The organism is Paenibacillus sp. FSL H3-0469 (assembly GCF_038051945.1).
Classification (GTDB): domain Bacteria; phylum Bacillota; class Bacilli; order Paenibacillales; family Paenibacillaceae; genus Paenibacillus_AQ.
The window spans coordinates 2,224,822-2,243,488 of record NZ_CP150302.1; the positions used below are offsets into that span (position 1 = coordinate 2,224,822).

The window sequence follows — 18,667 nt, forward strand, 5'->3', positions numbered from 1 at the left end:
TCAAGAAATTAAGAAACGGGTACTCATCCTCAGACAAGGAAGGTATCCGTTTCTTAATTTTATTTAATTGAGCGGGAGTAGATTTTTATAATTAGTTCAAGGCAAAAATAGTTACTTGACCCCAAATATTACCACCGGCCGGGGCATTTGGAATATCCGCTGTTACATTAGTACCAGCTCCAAGAAGCCATAACTGCATATATACATTTCCGTAACCACTGGTATCTACAAGCAACACTGCAGACACTGGACTCACAGGATTAGTTGTATCAGGCACCTCAACTCCAACATAATAATTAAAAGAATCAACAGAATAGCTGCTAGGATCATCGTAACTTAGTGCTACTCCAATCGCCGGTGCAGCACTACTCGTATAGGCAACATTAATGTTGAATGAGATATGGTAGAAATGCCCTCCAGGCAAAGTAAATGTATTGTTATCACTAGGGTCAGGGCCAAGCGTAATCGAATTTTCCGGATCAACATGTTGCGCGTTGAAATATCCGATAGGAGTATCAGGATTATCACCATACGTGTCTCCATTGATTACATATGTTCCGAAAATAGAACTGATTGATCCTGTAATTCCAGTCATACCTGTCATACCTGTAAGTCCGGTTATTCCCGTGACCCCTGTAATGCCAGTATGTCCTGTATGCCCTGTTAATCCTGTATGTCCAGTAAACCCTGCTCCCGTCGTTCCCGTGACTCCTGTCATTCCTGTTAATCCCGTATTCCCTGCTCCCGTCGTTCCCGTGACTCCTGTCATGCCCGTTAATCCCGTATTCCCTGCTCCCGTCGTTCCCGTGACTCCTGTCATGCCCGTTAATCCCGTATTCCCTGCTCCCGTCGTTCCCGTGACTCCTGTCATTCCTGTTAATCCCGTATTCCCTGCTCCCGTCGTTCCCGTAACTCCTGTCATGCCCGTTAATCCCGTATTCCCTGCTCCCGTCGTTCCCGTAATTCCTGTCATGCCCGTTAATCCCGTATTCCCTGCTCCCGTCGTTCCCGTAATTCCTGTCATGCCCGTTAATCCCGTATTCCCTGCTCCCGTCGTTCCCGTAACTCCTGTCAGACCCGTATATCCTGTCGGACCTGTTGTTCCTGGTGCACCAGGCAACCCTCGAGTACCTGGACCCCCTCTTACTCCCCCGGTCCCTGGATTGCCCTTTGGCCCCGTTGTTCCCGTTGGTCCTGTCGGTCCAGTTGTTCCTGTTGGTCCTACTGGCATGATTATTTATCCCCTTTCAGCACTTAATTTCAATTTTCTTCTATTCTTGAAGGCTTCCGAAGCACAAGGGCAATCTCGCTGTTCTCCTTGAAGCTTTCAGGGAACGCGATAAACTCTCCGCTGATTGGATTACACCCAAGAATCGTCTCCTGTGCTGCCAGACGATTTCTCTTAACCTTCCAGTATGCCTGTTCTACTTCACCTTCTTGTAAGCATAGATTAAGAGACAGCATAGAATGCAGACTGGCTTGTGAACTCTTCATTGCAGCTAATGCTTCCCAGTCCTCTCCATCCAGTTCCTCGTAGGGATTCAGCCAAAGTACATAAGGGGATGTCAATAGCTCTTCTATCCTCGCCCAGAGCTTAGACGGTTCTTCCTCAGAGGGGAGAGTAAGAACCGTCGCCCCCAATTCACCAGCAAGCTTATTAGCGTCCTCTTCTATTCCAGCGTCGATCACAATCCACTGATCTGCGAACGGCTGCCAGTTGGCTGCCCACTTCCGCACAGCCGAGAACGGACCATCTTCCTTGCATAGCAATGTGATTACAGACCAGGAATTCTCCGGAGTTGTGTTGCAACGAAGGGAGCTTTTCTGCGGAGAAAGTGAAGAAATACTACAGTTACCCGAAGTAACATCTCCCACCGCCCGTAATTCTTCTTCCAGTTGCGATAGCTTCTCCGCCGCTTCTGTGAATGAAGGGGAATACTCCAGCGCCCTGCGGTACCAGATGCCGGCTTCACCGGACATACCGCGCAGCTCATAACAATTCCCGATATAATAGCAGGGGTAGAAGGTTCCCGCACCTTTGAGAACCATATAATGAAGAGCATTCTCTCCAAGCGTCAGACAATGCTCGAAAGCGGAGATCGCAGCCTCTACCTGGCCGATATGCATTAGAATGCAGCCCTTATACAGATGCAGGTCCACATAATCCGGGTAGAGGCTGATGGCCTTGTCAATGCCGGGCCAACCTTCCTTGAAGCTGCCCATCGCCACCAGACAGCCATACTTGAGCTTGTAAAAAAGCGACGGCGGCAATCTTGTCTGCCCCAGCGAAGCGGCAATGGCCAGATTAACCTGCTGGAAGGCCAGTGCATACTTCCCCACCCGCTGATATTCACTTGCTATATGGTAAAGACTCCACGGATCGGGGTTCGGATTATCTGTCACGGCCTCCTGCAGCAGCTTCAGATTGCGTTCATGTTTGGACTTCAGGGACGTTACGGATTGCAGATAGCCATAATGGAACAGCCGGACCGGAAGCTGGAACGGAGTGCTGGTATCTTCCCGGGTATACGTCTCGGGCCAACTTAATTGTTCATGAATGCCCCCAGTGAAGTGAACTCCCTCTCCGTTACGGAACAGACGGCACTGGGACAGCCGGTAAGCTTCATCTGCCTGAGGCCGGAACGGACCATTGAAATGGATCGTTTCCACAGAGGCCAGCTTGTGTTCCTGAAGAGTGCTCACCATTCGAAGCTTCAGCGCATCATTCACAGCGAGCTCTTCGTCGGCATCCATCCATAGTATCCATTCCCCTGTTGCATGAATGAGGCTATAATTGCGGGCTTCCCCGAAGCTCTCCTTCCAGGGAAATTGAAGAATGGTTGCGCCGAAGCCGCGTGCAATGTCCATCGTCCTGTCACGGGAGCCTGTATCCACAACGATAATCTCATCTACCCCTTCGCGTACACTCGACAGACAGCGTGCAATCCAGGGCTCTTCATCCTTGACGATCATGCACAGGGAGATTAGTGGGACGGTCGCCCTCGCTGTGTTCTGCCATAACGGGACTGCCTCCTTCCATAATGGATTTACCGGACTATGCGGACGAATCCGGTCAGGTGATTATACACATTGATTGACATCACCTCTTAACCTTATGACGGTTTCTGCCCGCATAGAACATTGTCGGATAAAGTCGGACAATCTAAATATGAAATCCTTGGGCGTTATCGGCATCAATCGCCGGGAATGTATTCCTTCCGTTTTTCATGGTCCGACGCTGGAAGCAAATGCTTCAGATGATCTGCAGCATCTTTACGGGCAACCAGAATGCCCCCGGGACCCGCCGCTACGATCACATCATCCAGCCCGACAAGTATGACCGGAACATCCAGCTCGTTGACAATCTGGCAATTCAAGGAGTCCGCACTGATGTGGCCCCATCCCAGAACCGAGGAGGCCAATTCTTCAGAGAGCGTGTTCCAGGTCCCCAAGTCCTTCCATCCGTCGTGATAGGGAACACAGATCAGACGGCTGTTGCCTTCCAGCACCTCCACATCGAAGCTGCTCTTGGGAAGGCGATGGTATTGCCTCTGCAGCTCTGCATAATCCATCGGGAAGCCAGCTGCTTCCAGCCGATTGAGCTGGTCTCTTAGCCGGAATGCGAAGATGCCGCAATTCCACATCGCCTGCTGCTCTAGCAGTGCCTCTGCCGCCTGCCTGTCTGGCTTCTCCACGAAGCAATCGACCTGTACATAGGCCGGATTTTCCAGCTTCCCTGGTGTAGCAGCGGTGGGAAGAGCCGGAACAATATACCCGTATTTTCCTGACGGACCATCCGGCTTTGCTCCAAGCAAGGCGATTTCCGCACCGGATTGCCGGAGTGCCTGATCGAGCTCTGTCAACTTGAAGAAGAAATCGTCGTTCACGTAAGCATCCACGGGCAGCACAATGACCGTCTCCTCCGGGGAAATCTTCTCCACCGAGTATAGATAGGCCGAAGCGAGGCTCACTGCCGGAAAGGTATCTCTGCGCCGTGGTTCAATGATGACCTTCGGAGCCGTTCGGAGCTGCTTGCGGATTAGCGTCTCTTGTCCGCTTGACGTTGCAATATAGACTTCATGACCGAGTCCCGCAGCTGATAACTGCCGCCAGATCCGCTGAAGCATGGACTCTCGTCCGCCTCCCGGAGCAGGCAGCACCTGAAGGAACTGCTTGCTCCGGATACTGCTGGAGAGCGGCCATAGCCGTGTGCCGGAACCGCCGGATAGAAGCACCAGCTTCATGGTTCATTCCTCCCTTCCTTTACTGGAAGTCGTCTGCAGTAAGATTGACTGCATTGAATTGCTCTTCGGTATCGCAAAAGGTCAACTTTCCGTTCTTTGTACGAGTATCCAGATATTGAGGTATTCCCGCTTTTCTCAAGCCGTCGCTCATGATGACATATTCATAGCGGTCGGTGCCATCGTCATACCGAACATGCTCCAGAATTTCACGACGCATCAGATAGGTGCAATGAATGACGTCAACCTGTACCAGACCTTTCACGTTCTGATACAAGTAATAGAAATACAAATCGTTGCTCTTGAAGTAACCATCTTCGTGCACCATATTATGATAGTTGGAATACAGACTGAGCGGAGCCTCTGCCACAGCAAGCAGTGGCCCGACAACTGGAAGATTCGTAGATAGCAGGCTCTCCAGCGTATCTGAAGCAATGAAATTGTCGCAATCTGCAACAAAATAATGGGTGTTTCTTGATTTAGCCCATTCGATGGACTCTTGACGCAGCCTGCCGATTACTCTTAAGCGTTCATAAGTCCATTCATGCGGAGCATAGTCCTGTACAGGCTCTTCCACATCGCTGGTATTCAGATACACCTCATTGTATCTCTCGCCCACCCGTTCGACCCATTCTCTAAGAATCTCTTCGGTCCGGTCATTGTTGTTGTTGGTCCGAATGTACAATTTGATCCTTGAAGCCGGATAGGTCTGCCGCTCTATAAGTTCCAGATAGAGCGGCAGCACATGCGCCTTGTCCTTAGCTAATATAGCAACCGTTACCAGATCGTGTTCCATGATATCCCTCCAGTTAATAATGTTCTTTGCCGCCTTATATTTCTATTGCCTGGACGCAGCAGTCTCACGATCTCCGGCTGTTAACCGGGTGCTGATGGTAGCTTGGCTGATAATTCCGAAGAATGGACTTTGTCTTGGCTGCTCAATATCCTCCGGGTAGAGCCTTCCGCCATCCTGTCTGATCATATAACGGGCACCTTCTCCACAGCGCAGAGAGACCACTTGATATTGATGGAATAAGGACAGCTTCAGCCCATTGAATCTCCGGCGCTCATCCGCCGTGAGGATATCGCCTTCCTGCAGCCAGAGAATATAGGGCTCGGTTGCCATATGACAGATCCATTCCCGCAGCATTCGCACATCAGGCTCCCCTTTTACGGTGTAGACCTGCCGTGTATAGCGGGCTGCAGTTTGTGCAATGCGTTCATTGCCGGATGGGTTCAACACAATCATTTGTTCCGTTCCCCCTGCAAATGAAGCCAGCGTCTCTTCCAGTGCAGCCTCGTCGCCGGATGCAATAATTCCTGCGCATACCCCCACGGGTGGAGCGTAGATCAGGCTATGGATATCCACCCCCCATTTCCGGAAAGCTTTCTGCTTGTTCTGCTGAAGAAGTGTAGTAAGATCGAAGGAAGGATCCTGCCCCATACTGGCATGACCTATATGGTGGATGAAGGAATCCAAGGCAATCAGCAGCTTATAGCCATGCTGGAGTGCCCGCAGGCATAGATCGTCATCTTCATAATTCCCCTGGCCATACCGTTCATCGAACCAGCCAATCTCAGACAGAACACTGCGTTTAACCAGCAAACAGAAGCCGATCAGGCGCCTGACCTCTTCCACTTGACCGCGCTTCGACTCACAGTACTCTGCCGCGAATGCCTCCATATCCTTGAGTTCACTATAAGTTACTGGTACAAGCTGATGTCCGCTAATGTAATTCGTAACAGGTCCTGCCATACCTACACTGCTGTCGCTATTCAATGCATGAAGCATAGGCGCCAGCCATCCGGGAGGAACTACGGTATCATTGTTAAGGAACAGAATCGTTTCGCCTTCCGCCAACTCTCCTCCCTGATTGCAGCCTTTGGCAAATCCCAGGTTCTCCTGATTCTCAATCAGCTTCAGTTCAGGATAATGCGCCTTCAGGAATTGCACCGTATCATCACTAGAGCCGTTGTCAACGATAATGATCTCATGCTCCTCGGGTGTATTTCGCTTGATGCTCTCCAGACATTGAATCGTTAAGGGCAACTGATTAAGGGTGAGAATAATAATACTAGTCTTCACTGGACCAACTCCTTTTGTTCTTCAGGGACGTAGACATTAACCTCTACATGTTTATCCCCCAGCAACTTCGTATAGTAATCCCGGTTATATATGGCACTTGGATTCTCCGGATAGTGTCCGAAAGAAATTTCATTGCAAAAGTCAGCATAGGTGTGGTCACCCAGCTTATCGTAGCAGACACAGAGCTGCAGATTCGGAAGCCACGTACTTGCAGAATAAATCTCCGTTCCCGGTTCACTGATCTTAGGGAGAGATGGAGCAAGCTTGAACCAGTAGACTGCTTGTTCGTATTGCTCTAATTCCATGTAATAAAAGCCTATTCTACAGCACACATCCGGGCGGGGGGGATTGTAGTCAAACGTACGGCACAGGGCCAGGAGCTGCTCCTGCTTGTTCCCCAGCGCCCCATGGCCGTCTGCCAGCCTCAAGCAGGCCTGAATATTATCCTCTATCCAACCCTCGCCTTCGGACAAGAAGCGCTCATAGTTCTCCACCGCCTCACGATAGAAGCCATGATCGTATAGTTCATTGGAGTAATAGATCCGGTCTCTGGCGGTAAGCGGCTTACCCTCAGCGATCATTTTGCGGTAGATATTAAGGTTACGCTGCGTATATTCCTTGTCTTTCTTATGTGTAACGCAGACATCGCTCTCAAGCACAGGCGCTGTAACCTCAATATATTCATGAACAGCGCCGAACCACCTGAATCCGCAATCGCGTCTGATCAGACGGTTGCGTCTGAAGCTGTAGAGCGACTTCCCATGCTCATCCGTTATGAGAATATAAGACATGGATACGGCATGATATTCAGGAGTCATTGTAGCCTTCAGCGTCTTGAACCGCTCCCGGTCGATTTCCTCAATGACATCATCTGCATCCAGCCACATGATATACTCACAGGCCGCTTGGGCGAATGCATAATTGCGGGCGGCTGCAAAATCATCGATCCACTCGAAATCATAGATTGTGGCGCCATATTCAGCCGCTATCTCTTTGGTACGGTCTGTCGAGCCGGTATCCACGATGATGATCTCATCCATAATATCCGCGACCGATGACAGGCATCGTCCCAGGCTCTTCTCTTCATTGCGAACAATCATACACAAGCTGATGGTCGGCAAGTCTTCTCCTCCTTCTTGCAGATTCTGAATATCCGGACTTACCGGATTTCTCGTATATGTATATGCCGGTCTTGCCGGATCATTCGGCCGGATTTCCCGCATGAATTCCATTGCGGTTCATAAGCTAGTACAGATAACTGTGTAATAATCTGCCCACCAAGATGGAAGGAGGAGCATATGCATACGATTTCCCCCTCGCTCTACTATCGTTTATACCGTTATGGCACCGAATGCAGAATTGCCTCAGACGGTGTGTTATCGTTGCCGGAACAGACGGCAATCGGCTCCGGTGTGCTGGTACGGGAAGGCTACCGGTGGGACATTCCTTCTCCCGCCAAGGATGGCTCACCCCGGATTGTGATTGGTAACCGCTGTGAATGCAGCCGATTCTTGACGATCCATGCAACAGGCAAGGTGGAATTGAAGGCCGATGTAATCACAGGCCCGCATGTGTATATATCTGACGCCAGGCAAGCCTGGCAGGCTGAAGCTGGCATCTCCAAGGTAACAATCGGTGAAGGCTCATGGATCGGGGCGCATTCCTCTATCCTGGGGCATGTGAAGATTGGAAAAGGCTGTGTGGTCGGTGCAGGCAGCGTAGTTCTTCGGGATGTGCCGGATTACTGTGTTGTTGCCGGCAACCCTGCTGAATTTCGCCGCATCTATGAGCCGTCCAGCGGAGAGTGGATCAGGGTAGATAGCGAGGCGGAGGCCCGAAGGGTATTGGAACGCAGAAGCAGGGAACCTCTGCTATCCATTTGCATACCCGGACGGAATCAGGCTGTAGAGCTAAGACGCTGTCTGGAGTCGATTTATGCACAGATGGATGATGATGGATTAATCGAGGTCTGCGTCCTGGACGATGCTTCGTCCGAGGAGACCGCAGAGGTGGGGCACCACTATGGACAACTGTACCGAAGCTTCCGGTATCACCGCGACCCAGATCTTGCAGCAGGAGGCTCTCTTGCAAGTCAAGCTGCTGATAGGGGGCGCGGGAAATTCATTATGCTGCATGAGCCGGGAGACTCCTTCATGCCTAACACTCTTCTTCCTTTTCTGAACGTGCTGCATACTCATCCTGACTGTGCGATCATCCTGATTCAGCCCGTGTTCATCCGCAACACTCCACAGCCTGAACAGCTGAAGGGACTATCTGAATTTGTCAGGCTTACATCATCCTACTCGTCCCCTCCTCTCCCTGTTGTTCTGAACCGAAAGGATTGGGAGCGTACTGCCGATTCTGTACAAGCCACAAATTTTCTGGACCCATGGGTATCCCGGCAACATGCACTATTGCAATTGAATCCACAGTTCTGCCTGTGCCGGTATACCATGACCGAAGCCGGGCGGCACATCGGATCAGCTCCGTAATTACGGCTATTGCCAAAAAAAATGATCTTTGACCATTCACTGAATATATATAGACTAGGAACAGGCAAAGATCTCAAGTGTAAACTTCGGGTCCATGAAGTCCGGTAAATGACAGGGATGCCTGGTACTGAGGACAAAGGAGAGGATGTCAGCGACATGGATGAACGTAAAATTTGTTTTATCATGTGTGTGAATAATGAGGAATTAGCGGAACGCAGCCAGAAAAATCTTAAGCAATTACTCAAACCGGATGGATTCACCGTAGATCTGCAAATCGTCAGGAATGCCTCCGGCCTGGCAGCGGGGTACGATCAGGCTATGCGCCAGTCAGATGCCAAGTATAAGGTGTATATTCATCAGGATGTCCATATCCTAAATCCCCAATTTCTTGAAGACATCGTCCGGCTGTTCTCCCGTTATCCGTCACTCGGCATGTTAGGAACCGTTGGCGCTAAGACGCTTCCGTCTTCCGGTATATGGCAGGACGCATCACAGAAGTTCGGTAAAGTGATTGATAGCCATACAGGCGCACTTCAGCCTCTTGAATTGATGCAGCCAGCGGATGAATATGAAACGGTGGAGACGCTCAGCGGACTGCTGATGGCAACACAGTACGACCTTCCCTGGCGCAAGGATTTGTTCACCGGTTGGCACTTCTATGACGCTTCACACAGTCAGGAATTCATCAGCAGCGGCTATGAAGTAGGGGTTCCCAAGCAGCCTCTGCCCTGGTGTCTGCATAACTGCGGTATCCCGGACCGAACCCCTGCTATTGAGAAGGCCCGGCACATTTTCCTTGAATATTACGGCTACGGCAAACACCATGGCCAGCACCGGTTCCACCGGCTCGGCAGCGGCTGCAGCATTCATCCATCCTGCGAATTGTCGGGTACGGTCGGAATTGCTCTGGGCAATGAAGTCAAGCTGCAGGCAGATTGCTGTCTTACGCTCCCTTACAATAATATTGTCAGCGAACCGCGCATCCAAATTGGTGCCGGAAGCGAGATCGGACGCCGGTGCAGCCTGTCCGCAGTCAACCGGTTAGTTATTGGCGCCCAGGTCGCCATATCAACTAATGTGCATATATCCGATCACAATCCTGCTTATGAGAATATTCATCTGCCCGTCATGAAGCAAGGGGTGAGCTCCTGGAGTCATACTGTGACCATCGGCTCCGGAAGCTGGATTGGAGCGAACACCATCATTGCCGGTCAGGTATCCATCGGTAAGGGCTGTGTCATAGGCGCGGGGTCAGTCGTTGTATCCGGCACGGTAATTCCTGACTACTGTGTAGCTGCGGGTACACCTGCCAGAGTAATCAAGCAATTTGATCCCGACTCCCGGAAGTGGCTGAAGACTAATGGATCGCCCAGCGAGGAAGCTGAGCGTCACGCTATAGAGACTGTTTCGCAACCGCTTATAAGTATTTGTATCCCTGCCTATAACTGCGAACAAGAGCTCGATCTTTGCCTGAAGAGTATTTACAGCCAGAATGCCAGACAGGAGGATTTCGAAGTCATTGTATCGGATGATGGCTCCACAGATCACACGGAAGAGCTGGTACGGAAGTATCAGGCCAGCTATGCCAACCTTCACTACTACCGCAATGAAATTAATGAAAGAACTGACCGCAATACCCTGAAATGTGCAGGCTATGCCAAGGGTGAATTCATCAAGCTTCACGGCGGCGATGATTACTGGCTCCCCGGCTCGCTCGAAGCCTTGTATAACCTGATCGAACAGAATCGGGACTGCAGTCTGCTCTTCCTTGATATCCTTAGTAACACAGGAGTGATGAACCGGGGATCGGGAATCAGCAAGTATGTTGAACAGGTCTCGATCTACAGTACATTTCTGTCGGGAATCATTATGCGCCGGAAGGAATTTGAACAGATTGCCGCGCCTGGGCGGTTCATCGATTCGAATCTTATCCAGGTCTATCTGGAGCTCTCTATTCTAGAGATTACTCCGGATTATTGTGTGTATCACCGTAAGCTATTGACCAGCAGCGACAAGATTGCAGGAGGTTACAGCTTCGCACAGACATTCATTCAATCATACCTGGGGATACTTCATTATTTCCTGGACAACGGATTAGATGCAGCCGTATTGGCAGCCGAGAAGAAGCAAATCGCCCATACCTTCTTGCTCTGGTGGTACAACTACATGCTGGAGAAGAATCTTCAGCAGCTGCAGCCCGAAGATTTCCCGCAGATTTTTGTTGCAGCCTACCAGGATGAATCCTATTATCCAGAGCTGCATGAACGGCTGCACAAAATTCAGGTCAAGCATCTAAATATATGAGGCAATATAGCCGCCGGGCAGGCCGCAGCAGCAGGCTTGTCCGGTCTATGACAAGGAGGCATCAGAGTATGGAAGGTATCAGCCCGGAATTTCAACAACGCTTCAGCACTTTCGGACCCGGAAGTCTGATCGTGCTGAAGACCGATATCAACTGTCCGGAGAAAGTCGCTATCGGCCGCAATGTGCTTATTCAGGAGAATAGCTGGTTCACGGTAGTTCATCCCGGTAAGGAAGAACCGCCAGCCATTTCGATCGGAGACGGCTGCAGCTGCAGCCGCAATCTGATCATTACCGCTGCGAACAGTGTGACTCTGGAAGATAATGTTATCGTCGGGCCAGATGTCTATATTTCAGACACTAACCATCAGTACCGCCAGATCGGCATTCCCATCCGCGACCAGTGGATCACCACTGCCAGCCATCAGGTGAGGATCGGTGCAGGCAGCGAGCTTGGTGCCCACTGCGTCGTTGTGGGTAACGTAACGATTGGCAAGGGCTGCCGGGTCACACCTAACAGTGTGGTAACCCGGGATTTGCCGGATTACTGCATCGCGGCGGGCAATCCCGCCAGAGTGGTGAATGCCTATGATCCCGAAGCAGGAGTATGGCAGCTGCCTGGCGAGGGCAGATGTTGATCGTAGAATAAGAAGTATATTACAGGGAGTACTTCAGATTGGACGAGATTCTGATCCCTTGATAGTCAACGGACGGCTGGCTATTCATAGACTGCATACTCTTCGGCTGCTGCCGTTCCGCTGTCTTCTTCGGCTGCTGCCGCTCCGACGCTTTCTTCGGCTGCTGCCACTCCGCCGCCTTCTTCGGCTGCTGCCACTCCGCCGCCTTCTTCGGCTGCTGCCACTCCGCTGCCTTCTTCGGCTGCTGCGGCTCCACTACCCTCTTCGGCTGCTGCGGCTGAATAGCAGGCTTCAGCTGTTGCCGCTGCTGCCGCTTGCGTTCGCTGGCTGCGCGCACTCCTACTGTCCGTCCTCGCTTCTTGTGGGACGTCCGCTTGCGCGTGGCCTGCGCGGAGCGCCGCTGGATGAACCGGACGGACTTACCCGTATTATAGAGATACTTGCCCCCGGATACATAGGCATCTGCAGGACGGATGGTCTGCTTGATAACGGTGGATACCTGCTCCCGATGCTCCGGTTCTTGCCTCTCAGCCTCCCGGCCTGTGGACTGAGCTCGTTCAAGCAGCCGTTCTGTCTCGCGCATGAACAGCGCCAGCTCGTCATCCGCATTGACCGAGAGCCGCAGACAAGCCTGCTTCAGCTGCTCCATCTGTCCCATTGTTTTATGAATCGCCTCTACCAATAGCTCATCCTCCGATTTCCGGGCTTCAGCCTTCATACCCGTTCACCTCTCGCACCAGCCGTCTGCTGGTTTCCAGTGTCCGGCAGATCATGGCCTGATGCTGGGCCAGGGCCGTGATGATTCTGGCCACCGCCGCCTGCAGGGCGTCAAGCCCCCCCATCTCTACTTCTTCCCAGCTGTATTCATCATCATACATATATTCCAGCTTGCGGATTTCAACCGCGATCAGAGCCGAGACCGCTTCTTCCTCCAGCGCCGCAGCCAGAATAATCGCTTTGATCAACCGTTCCCGCTGTAGCATCGCTTCATCCCCCCCGCTGCCTGCTTTGATTTAGTTACTGTTATATATATGTGCTTTTGACTTGTCCCTATCACCATTTGTCCCAGGTATATCGGATTTGGCGGATTTCAGAGAATAACAGGAATAGGACAATCTGTGCCTGAAGTATACATAGCTATGACTAGATAATTAAGCGCAAAGCAACCTTTCACGTTTTGGAGGAGATCTGCATGTCAATGCCCCACATCCCCAATATAACTCCCGATATCTCGCTTACGCGGGAGGAAAGCATCTCTCTCCTGCTCACCTCTATTGCGATCAACGAGATGTCTTTGTCTCACATTATTAATGCAGAAGCGGAAGCGATGCAGGCCTTCGTGCTTTCTAATCCCGGAAACATGAATTTCCTCAACATGATCCAGTTGAATAACACAACCGCCAGACTGCTCGAAGAGATTACCAAGGGCCAGTGGCTTAGTCTCAGTAAGATGGACCGGATTCTGCGTTTGCTGAGTGACTCTGGTGCCTTATCCGCACGATTGCTGGAAGAAGAACTAACTACTGAAATTGAGGAAGATGAGGAATAACAGGCAACTGCCATTCTTCAGCCAGACGGACATAACAACATACTGAGGGTGGCGGCACAGCCGGGAGGAACTTGGTGCTATGTACAGGGCAATGTCCTGTTCGCTGCTTGCTGAAACCCTCTGTCTAGGCATATAAGTTGCAACCGGTACCTTCCGCGTAAAAATGGACAAGCCCAAATCATGTAAGCTCCGCCTACTGCAACTTCAAGTGATTCAAATGATCCGCAATCCGGATCAGCTCATTGGCAAGCGAGGAGAGGGAAGCCACAAGCTGCTGCTGTCTGTCTGGCTCCTGGGCCTCGGCCATACCGCTTTCCATTCGCTCTGGTACGGGAAGCTCTTGTTCACTTTTGCTGTACATGGGGAATCCCTCCTCGATCAGCAGGCGCACAATGGTGCTTAGATGATAGCGTTCCATGCGCAGCTCACTGATTCTTTTTAACAGTTTCAGAGTTTCATAGGGATAGAGCACCTGATCTCCTTGCCGGGTCCCCGGTACGAAGTAAGAGAAATATTCCAGCCATCTCTTGACTGTAGTCGGAGGCAATTTCGATAAATTAATGATTTCCAGTTGGGTGTAATGGCGTACCATAACATCGCTCCTCTATTTTAGGTGGACTTATTTACTTTAATGGTATTCATGTGCCTCGCAATAAATGTGTAAAAATACCTATTTCTATAATTATCGTCCCGCAAAATAAATAGACAGGCCCGTTCCGGAGAACGTTGCCTGTCTATTATGCTGCCTTGAAGGCGGCAGATTGCCTGCTTAAGAAACTTTAAACAATTCGCTGAAGGAATCGCCAAGCAGCTCTTTATAATATTTCCGGTTATGCAGCATACTTGGGTGTGTAGGATAATAGAATAGAGCTGTCTCATTATGGTAATTAGCCTTCATGTACTGACCCAGACGGTCATAGCATACACATAATTGCAGATGCGGCACCCAGGTGGTAGAGGTCATATCCTGCAGCCCCAGGGTAGCCCGCCGCGGCAGTGAAATCGCCTGTTCGAACCAGTAGATGGCCCGCTGATAATCGCCGTCCTGCAGAAATTCCTCACCCAGCCGGCAGCAGAATTCGGAACGGGGGATATCATAATTAAGGGTACGGTAGAGTGCCTTCCTCTTTTCTTCCTTGTTCTTCAGATGTCCGTGGCATTCCGCCATCTTCAGACAGGCCTGATAGTTATCCTCAACCCAGCCCTGGCCGGTCTGCAGGAACTTCTCGTAGTATTCCAGCGCTTCTTCGTAAATGGCATGATCCCGGAGCTCATTCGCGAAATAGTAGAGATCGCGCGGCGAGAAGTTTTCTCCCTTGGCCAGACGTCCACGGTAGATGTTCAGGTTGCGGTCTGTATGAACCTTATCCTTCTTATGGGTAACGCAGACCTCACTGTCAAAGGTATATCCGGCAACCGCCAGGTACTCATGCACCGGTCCGATCCACTGGAAGCCGCAGTCCCGGCGGACCAGCCGGTTGCGTCTAAGACTTGAGGTCACTTTGCCTTCGCTGTCGAAGGCCAGATTGTAGGGCATGGTCACAGACTGATACTGCGGCGACAATGTCTCCTTCAGCTTCTTGAAGCGTACCCGGTCGATTTCCTCAATGGTATCGTCCGCGTCCAGCCAGAGAATATACTCCTTCGTTGCCTTGCTGAAGGCTTCGTTACGGGCTGCCGCGAAATTGTCAATCCATTCAAAATCATAGATTACTGCACCATATTCTGCAGCAATCTCCTTGGTCCGGTCCGTGGAGCCCGTATCGACAATGACAATTTCGTCGACAATATCCTTCACACAATCCAGGCAGCGGCCCAGACCATTCTCTTCATTGCGCACGATCATACATAGACTGATTGTTATCATTAGTGCCCTCCTATAAGTTCAGTGTCATATATTCGCTAATCTGCTGCTCGCTGATGTTCCGCATATCCTGCCCTGCATCCAGCGCTTTGTGCCAATCCACCGTCTTCTGCAGAGCCTGCTCAACACTCCAGCGGGAGCGCCAGCCCAGCAGACGGCGGGCCTTGGTACTGTCAAGCTGCAGTTCACCAGCCTCATGCAGTCCGGAGATACCAGCGATATCAATGCCTGCTCCCTCTCCCCAGAGCGCTGCAAGACGGACGGCCACCTTCTCGACACTATGGACGCTCTGCTCCTCCGGGCCGAAATTCCAGGCGGCGGCATACTCCGCCCCCTCCTGCACCAGCTTCTCGGCCAGTAGCAGATAGCCGCTAAGCGGCTCCAGCACATGCTGCCAGGGGCGCGTCGCCGCCGGGTTGCGCAGCAGCGGCCTCAAGCCAGCAGCGAATGACCGCAGGCAGTCCGGTACCAGCCGGTCCAGGGAATCATCGCCGCCCCCGATGACATTGCCTGCCCTGGCGGTAGCGACAGCAACGCCATGCTCGGCGTAGCGGGCCGGATGGAAATAGCTGTTGCGGTAAGCCTGTGTCACCAATTCAGAACATGCCTTGCTGGATGAGTAAGGATCATAACCGCCCAGCGGATCAGTCTCACGGTAGCCCCAGATCCATTCCCGGTTGTCATAGCATTTATCTGTTGTAACATTGACGACGGCTTTGACTGAGATGCCGGAATCAACTGCACTTGCGACCGCCTCCAGCAAATTCACCGTTCCCATGACGTTCACCTCGAAGGTGTCGGCAGGGAACTGGTAAGAGGTACGAACCAGCGGCTGGGCAGCCAGATGGAAGACCACCTCCGGGGCCGCTTCCCGCAGCGCCGCATCCAAACGCTGCCGGTTCCGCACATCCCCCCAGACCGTATGAACTTCCGGCGCAGCTCCGATCAGCGGGAAGAGCTTAGGTTCATCCCGGTCCCAGGCATAACCGCTCACACTTGCGCCCAGCATCGTCAGCCACTTGGTGATCCAGCTTCCCTTGAAGCCGGTATGCCCGGTCACGAAGACATGCCGCCCTTTCCAGAATGCTGCCCCTGTCAGTTCGCGCTCATCCATGGGAGACCTCCCTCCCGCCACAGCTCCTCCAGATAACGCTTGTCACGGAGCGTATCCATTGGCTGCCAGAAACCGTGGTGCTTGTAGGCCCTCAACTCATCCCTCGCGGCCAGCTCGCGGAGCGGCTCCTGCTCCCAGATCGTGCTGTCGCCCTCAATCAGGGAGAACACCTCTGGCTGAAGAATGAAGAAGCCGCCATTCACCCAACCTTCGTCGCCTTTGGGCTTCTCCACGAAGCCGATTACTCTGTCATCCTCTGTAATATCCAATGCTCCGAAACGGCCTACCGGCTGTACAGCGGTAACTGTCGCTAATTTTCCGTGAGAGCGGTGGAAGTCCAGCAACTCCTGTATGTTGACATCCGCAATACCGTCTCCATAAGTCAGCATGAACGGTTCATTGCCGGTGTATTTGTGGACTTGCCGGATTCTTCCGCCAGTCATCGCCTCCCTGCCCGTATCCGCGAGTGTTACCTTCCAATTCCGCTGCTGACGGTTATGGCGGGTCATTTGATTGCCGTTGCCGAAATCGAACGAAACATCGGAGCTCTGCAGGTAGAAATCGGCAAAATATTTCTTGATGACATGCCCCAAATACCCCAAACAAATAACAAAATCATCGAAGCCGTATGAGGCATAATGCTCCATAATATGCACAAGCAGCGGCTTATCGCCGATCTCAATCATCGGCTTGGGCTTCACATCAGTCTCTTCACTGATACGGGTCCCGTAGCCCCCGGCCAGAATGACTACCTTCATCTTTTTACCTCCTTACCTTTCAGCAAGCCCAGCAATACCTCCGCAGTATAATCCAGCATCTCCGTCGAAAGTCCCGGATAGATTCCCACCCAGAACGTATCGTTCATGATCCGGTCCGTCTGGGTCAACGGTGCGGCCAAGCGGTGCGCTACAGCGGAATACGCAGGCTGCTTGAGCAGGTTACCGGCGAACAAGAGCCGGGTGCCAATCCGTGCTTCCTCCAGCTTGCGTACAAGTTCATTGCGTGAGAGGGGGGACTCCTCCCTCACGGTCAGCGGGAAGCCGAACCAGCTCGGATCACTGCGCGGCGTTGCCTGCGGGAGAATAAGCCATTCCTCCGCAGGCTTCAGCGCAGCCTTCAGATAGTCAAAGTTACGTCTGCGTGCCGTATGGAACCCCTCCAGCTTATCCAGTTGGGACACTCCAATGGCTGCCTGCATATCGGTAGCTTTCAGATTGTAGCCGATGTGGCTATACGTATATTTGTGGTCGTATCCGGCAGGCAGCTCGCCCTTGGTCCAGTCAAACCGCTTGCCGCAGGTATTGTCGGTTCCCGGCTGGCACCAGCAGTCCCTGCCCCAGTCACGGAGCGATTCGACAATTTTCTTCAAGCGGGCACCCGAGGTCAGCACTGCGCCTCCCTCTCCCATGGTTAAATGATGCGCCGGAAAAAAACTGACCGTAGCCAGATCGCCGAAGGAACCGGCCGGCCTACCTTCATACATGGACCCGACAGCATCACAGGTGTCCTCAATCAGCCACAGCCCATGCCGGTCCGTAAATGCCTTAACACTGGCCAGATCGAAGGGATTACCAAGTGTATGTGCCAGCATGACCGCTCTGGTACGCGGACTCAGTGCCTCATCGAGCTGTGCCGTATTTATATTGTAGGTAGGCAGCTCCACATCCACGAACACCGGAATCAGGCCATGCTGAATCAACGGATTGACCGTGGTCGGAAAGCCTGCGGCTACTGTGATTACCTCATCGCCCGGCCGTAGCCGCCGTTCACCGAGCAGCGGCGAGGTAAGTGCTGCGACGGCAAGCAGATTCGCACTGGACCCCGAGTTAACCAGCAGGGTATGCTTCCTCTCCATAATCTGAGAGAACCTCCGCTCGAATTCGCCAGTATATCTGCCGGCAGTCAGGTGGAAATCAAGTGAAGCATCCACCAGACTGATCAATTCTTCGCCATCGAACACCTTGCCGCTGACCGGCACGTAATCGCGTCCAGGCACAAAGGACCGGCCGGGCCAACGGATATCGTAATATTCTCCTGTCAGCTTCAGAATTTGCTCACGCAAGGTTGCAGCTTCTGTGGGCAAAAGCTCCCCTCCTTTACACAAATGGTTTTCATTTAGGTGGATTTGTCGGACTTGGTACATCATTTATATGCAGCCGGGTGGGTAAATACGATTAGAATTAAATGGAATTTAAATTCCATTTTTGTTCAGTTCTTGTCTATGAGGGTTCTCTATAATGGGCTTGACTTGAAATGAACCGTTATGGAGGGATGCACATATGGGAAGACTGAGAGCCGTCAACGAAAGAAAATGCACGAAAGAGGACTGCAACAGACGGCATTATGCGAAAGGGTTATGCAAGCAGCACTATTGGCCCGCCT

Annotated in this window: 17 protein-coding genes and 1 pseudogene; 5 read left to right on the forward strand and 13 right to left on the reverse strand. The window is 51.9% G+C overall.

Annotation, left to right across the window (positions count from 1 at the left end; all coding sequences use genetic code 11):
* Nucleotides 1-91: 91 nt before the first annotated feature.
* From NSS83_RS09730 to NSS83_RS09755, 6 genes are all read right to left on the reverse strand, one after another.
* Nucleotides 92-1,231 (reverse strand): hypothetical protein, encoded by a 1,140-nt coding sequence (locus NSS83_RS09730; protein ID WP_341348128.1) that lies wholly within the window; start codon nt 1,229-1,231, stop codon nt 92-94.
* A gap of 29 nt (nt 1,232-1,260) precedes the next feature.
* Nucleotides 1,261-2,973: a glycosyltransferase gene (locus NSS83_RS09735; RefSeq protein WP_341348129.1), complete on the reverse strand. Its 1,713-nt coding sequence runs from the start codon at nt 2,971-2,973 to the stop codon at nt 1,261-1,263.
* A gap of 221 nt (nt 2,974-3,194) precedes the next feature.
* A complete protein-coding gene (locus NSS83_RS09740; protein ID WP_341348130.1) occupies nt 3,195-4,244 on the reverse strand; it encodes a sugar phosphate nucleotidyltransferase in 1,050 nt (349 codons plus the stop codon).
* A gap of 19 nt (nt 4,245-4,263) precedes the next feature.
* Nucleotides 4,264-5,037 carry a hypothetical protein gene (locus NSS83_RS09745; RefSeq protein ID WP_341348131.1) on the reverse strand — a complete coding sequence of 258 codons (774 nt, stop codon included), beginning with the start codon at nt 5,035-5,037 and terminating at the stop codon, nt 4,264-4,266.
* Nucleotides 5,038-5,079: 42 nt separating this feature from the next.
* The gene (locus tag NSS83_RS09750) at nt 5,080-6,327 is read right to left on the reverse strand and encodes a glycosyltransferase family 2 protein (RefSeq protein ID WP_341348132.1); all 1,248 of its coding nucleotides are present in this window, start codon (nt 6,325-6,327) and stop codon (nt 5,080-5,082) included.
* Complete coding sequence (locus tag NSS83_RS09755; protein WP_341348133.1) at nt 6,324-7,448, reverse strand: glycosyltransferase family 2 protein; 1,125 nt, start codon at nt 7,446-7,448, stop codon at nt 6,324-6,326. The genes NSS83_RS09750 and NSS83_RS09755 overlap by 4 nt, the downstream gene beginning before the upstream one ends.
* Before the next feature lie 177 nt (nt 7,449-7,625).
* Between NSS83_RS09755 and NSS83_RS09760 the strand changes: the two are divergent.
* The 4 genes and pseudogenes from NSS83_RS09760 to NSS83_RS09775 form a co-directional block, all read left to right on the forward strand.
* A pseudogene (locus tag NSS83_RS09760) lies at nt 7,626-8,108 on the forward strand (acyltransferase); the annotation flags it as partial.
* A gap of 27 nt (nt 8,109-8,135) precedes the next feature.
* On the forward strand, nt 8,136-8,819 hold the full coding sequence (locus tag NSS83_RS09765; RefSeq protein WP_341348720.1) for a glycosyltransferase family A protein: 684 nt from the start codon (nt 8,136-8,138) through the stop codon (nt 8,817-8,819).
* A 156-nt stretch (nt 8,820-8,975) separates the two neighbouring features.
* Nucleotides 8,976-11,123 (forward strand): glycosyltransferase, encoded by a 2,148-nt coding sequence (locus NSS83_RS09770; protein ID WP_341348134.1) that lies wholly within the window; start codon nt 8,976-8,978, stop codon nt 11,121-11,123.
* A gap of 68 nt (nt 11,124-11,191) precedes the next feature.
* Nucleotides 11,192-11,758, forward strand: coding sequence for an acyltransferase (locus NSS83_RS09775; RefSeq protein WP_341348135.1), 567 nt, complete (start codon nt 11,192-11,194; stop codon nt 11,756-11,758).
* A gap of 19 nt (nt 11,759-11,777) precedes the next feature.
* Here the strand turns inward: NSS83_RS09775 and NSS83_RS09780 are convergent, their stop codons facing one another.
* On the reverse strand, nt 11,778-12,476 hold the full coding sequence (locus NSS83_RS09780) for a hypothetical protein (protein WP_341348136.1): 699 nt from the start codon (nt 12,474-12,476) through the stop codon (nt 11,778-11,780).
* On the reverse strand, nt 12,466-12,741 hold the full coding sequence (locus tag NSS83_RS09785) for a hypothetical protein (RefSeq protein WP_341348137.1): 276 nt from the start codon (nt 12,739-12,741) through the stop codon (nt 12,466-12,468). Before NSS83_RS09785 ends, NSS83_RS09780 begins: the two co-directional genes overlap by 11 nt.
* Nucleotides 12,742-12,950: 209 nt before the next feature.
* Here NSS83_RS09785 and NSS83_RS09790 point away from each other — a divergent pair, with 209 nt between their 5' ends.
* Nucleotides 12,951-13,307, forward strand: coding sequence for a hypothetical protein (locus NSS83_RS09790; protein ID WP_209879878.1), 357 nt, complete (start codon nt 12,951-12,953; stop codon nt 13,305-13,307).
* 193 nt (nt 13,308-13,500) lie between these two features.
* Here the strand turns inward: NSS83_RS09790 and NSS83_RS09795 are convergent, their stop codons facing one another.
* The 5 genes from NSS83_RS09795 to rfbH all read right to left on the reverse strand — a co-directional run bounded on the left by NSS83_RS09795 (nt 13,501) and on the right by rfbH (nt 18,368).
* Nucleotides 13,501-13,899, reverse strand: coding sequence for a MerR family transcriptional regulator (locus NSS83_RS09795; protein ID WP_341348138.1), 399 nt, complete (start codon nt 13,897-13,899; stop codon nt 13,501-13,503).
* A 177-nt stretch (nt 13,900-14,076) separates the two neighbouring features.
* Nucleotides 14,077-15,174 carry a glycosyltransferase gene (locus NSS83_RS09800; protein WP_341184623.1) on the reverse strand — a complete coding sequence of 366 codons (1,098 nt, stop codon included), beginning with the start codon at nt 15,172-15,174 and terminating at the stop codon, nt 14,077-14,079.
* A gap of 10 nt (nt 15,175-15,184) precedes the next feature.
* Nucleotides 15,185-16,285 (reverse strand): CDP-glucose 4,6-dehydratase, encoded by a 1,101-nt coding sequence (gene rfbG / locus NSS83_RS09805; protein WP_341184622.1) that lies wholly within the window; start codon nt 16,283-16,285, stop codon nt 15,185-15,187.
* Entirely contained in the window at nt 16,267-17,043 is a 777-nt protein-coding gene (gene rfbF, locus NSS83_RS09810; protein ID WP_341184621.1) for a glucose-1-phosphate cytidylyltransferase, read from the reverse strand. The genes rfbG and rfbF overlap by 19 nt, the downstream gene beginning before the upstream one ends.
* Nucleotides 17,040-18,368, reverse strand: a complete 1,329-nt coding sequence (gene rfbH / locus NSS83_RS09815; protein WP_341184620.1) for a lipopolysaccharide biosynthesis protein RfbH — start codon at nt 18,366-18,368, stop codon at nt 17,040-17,042. Before rfbH ends, rfbF begins: the two co-directional genes overlap by 4 nt.
* Nucleotides 18,369-18,667: the final 299 nt, after the last annotated feature.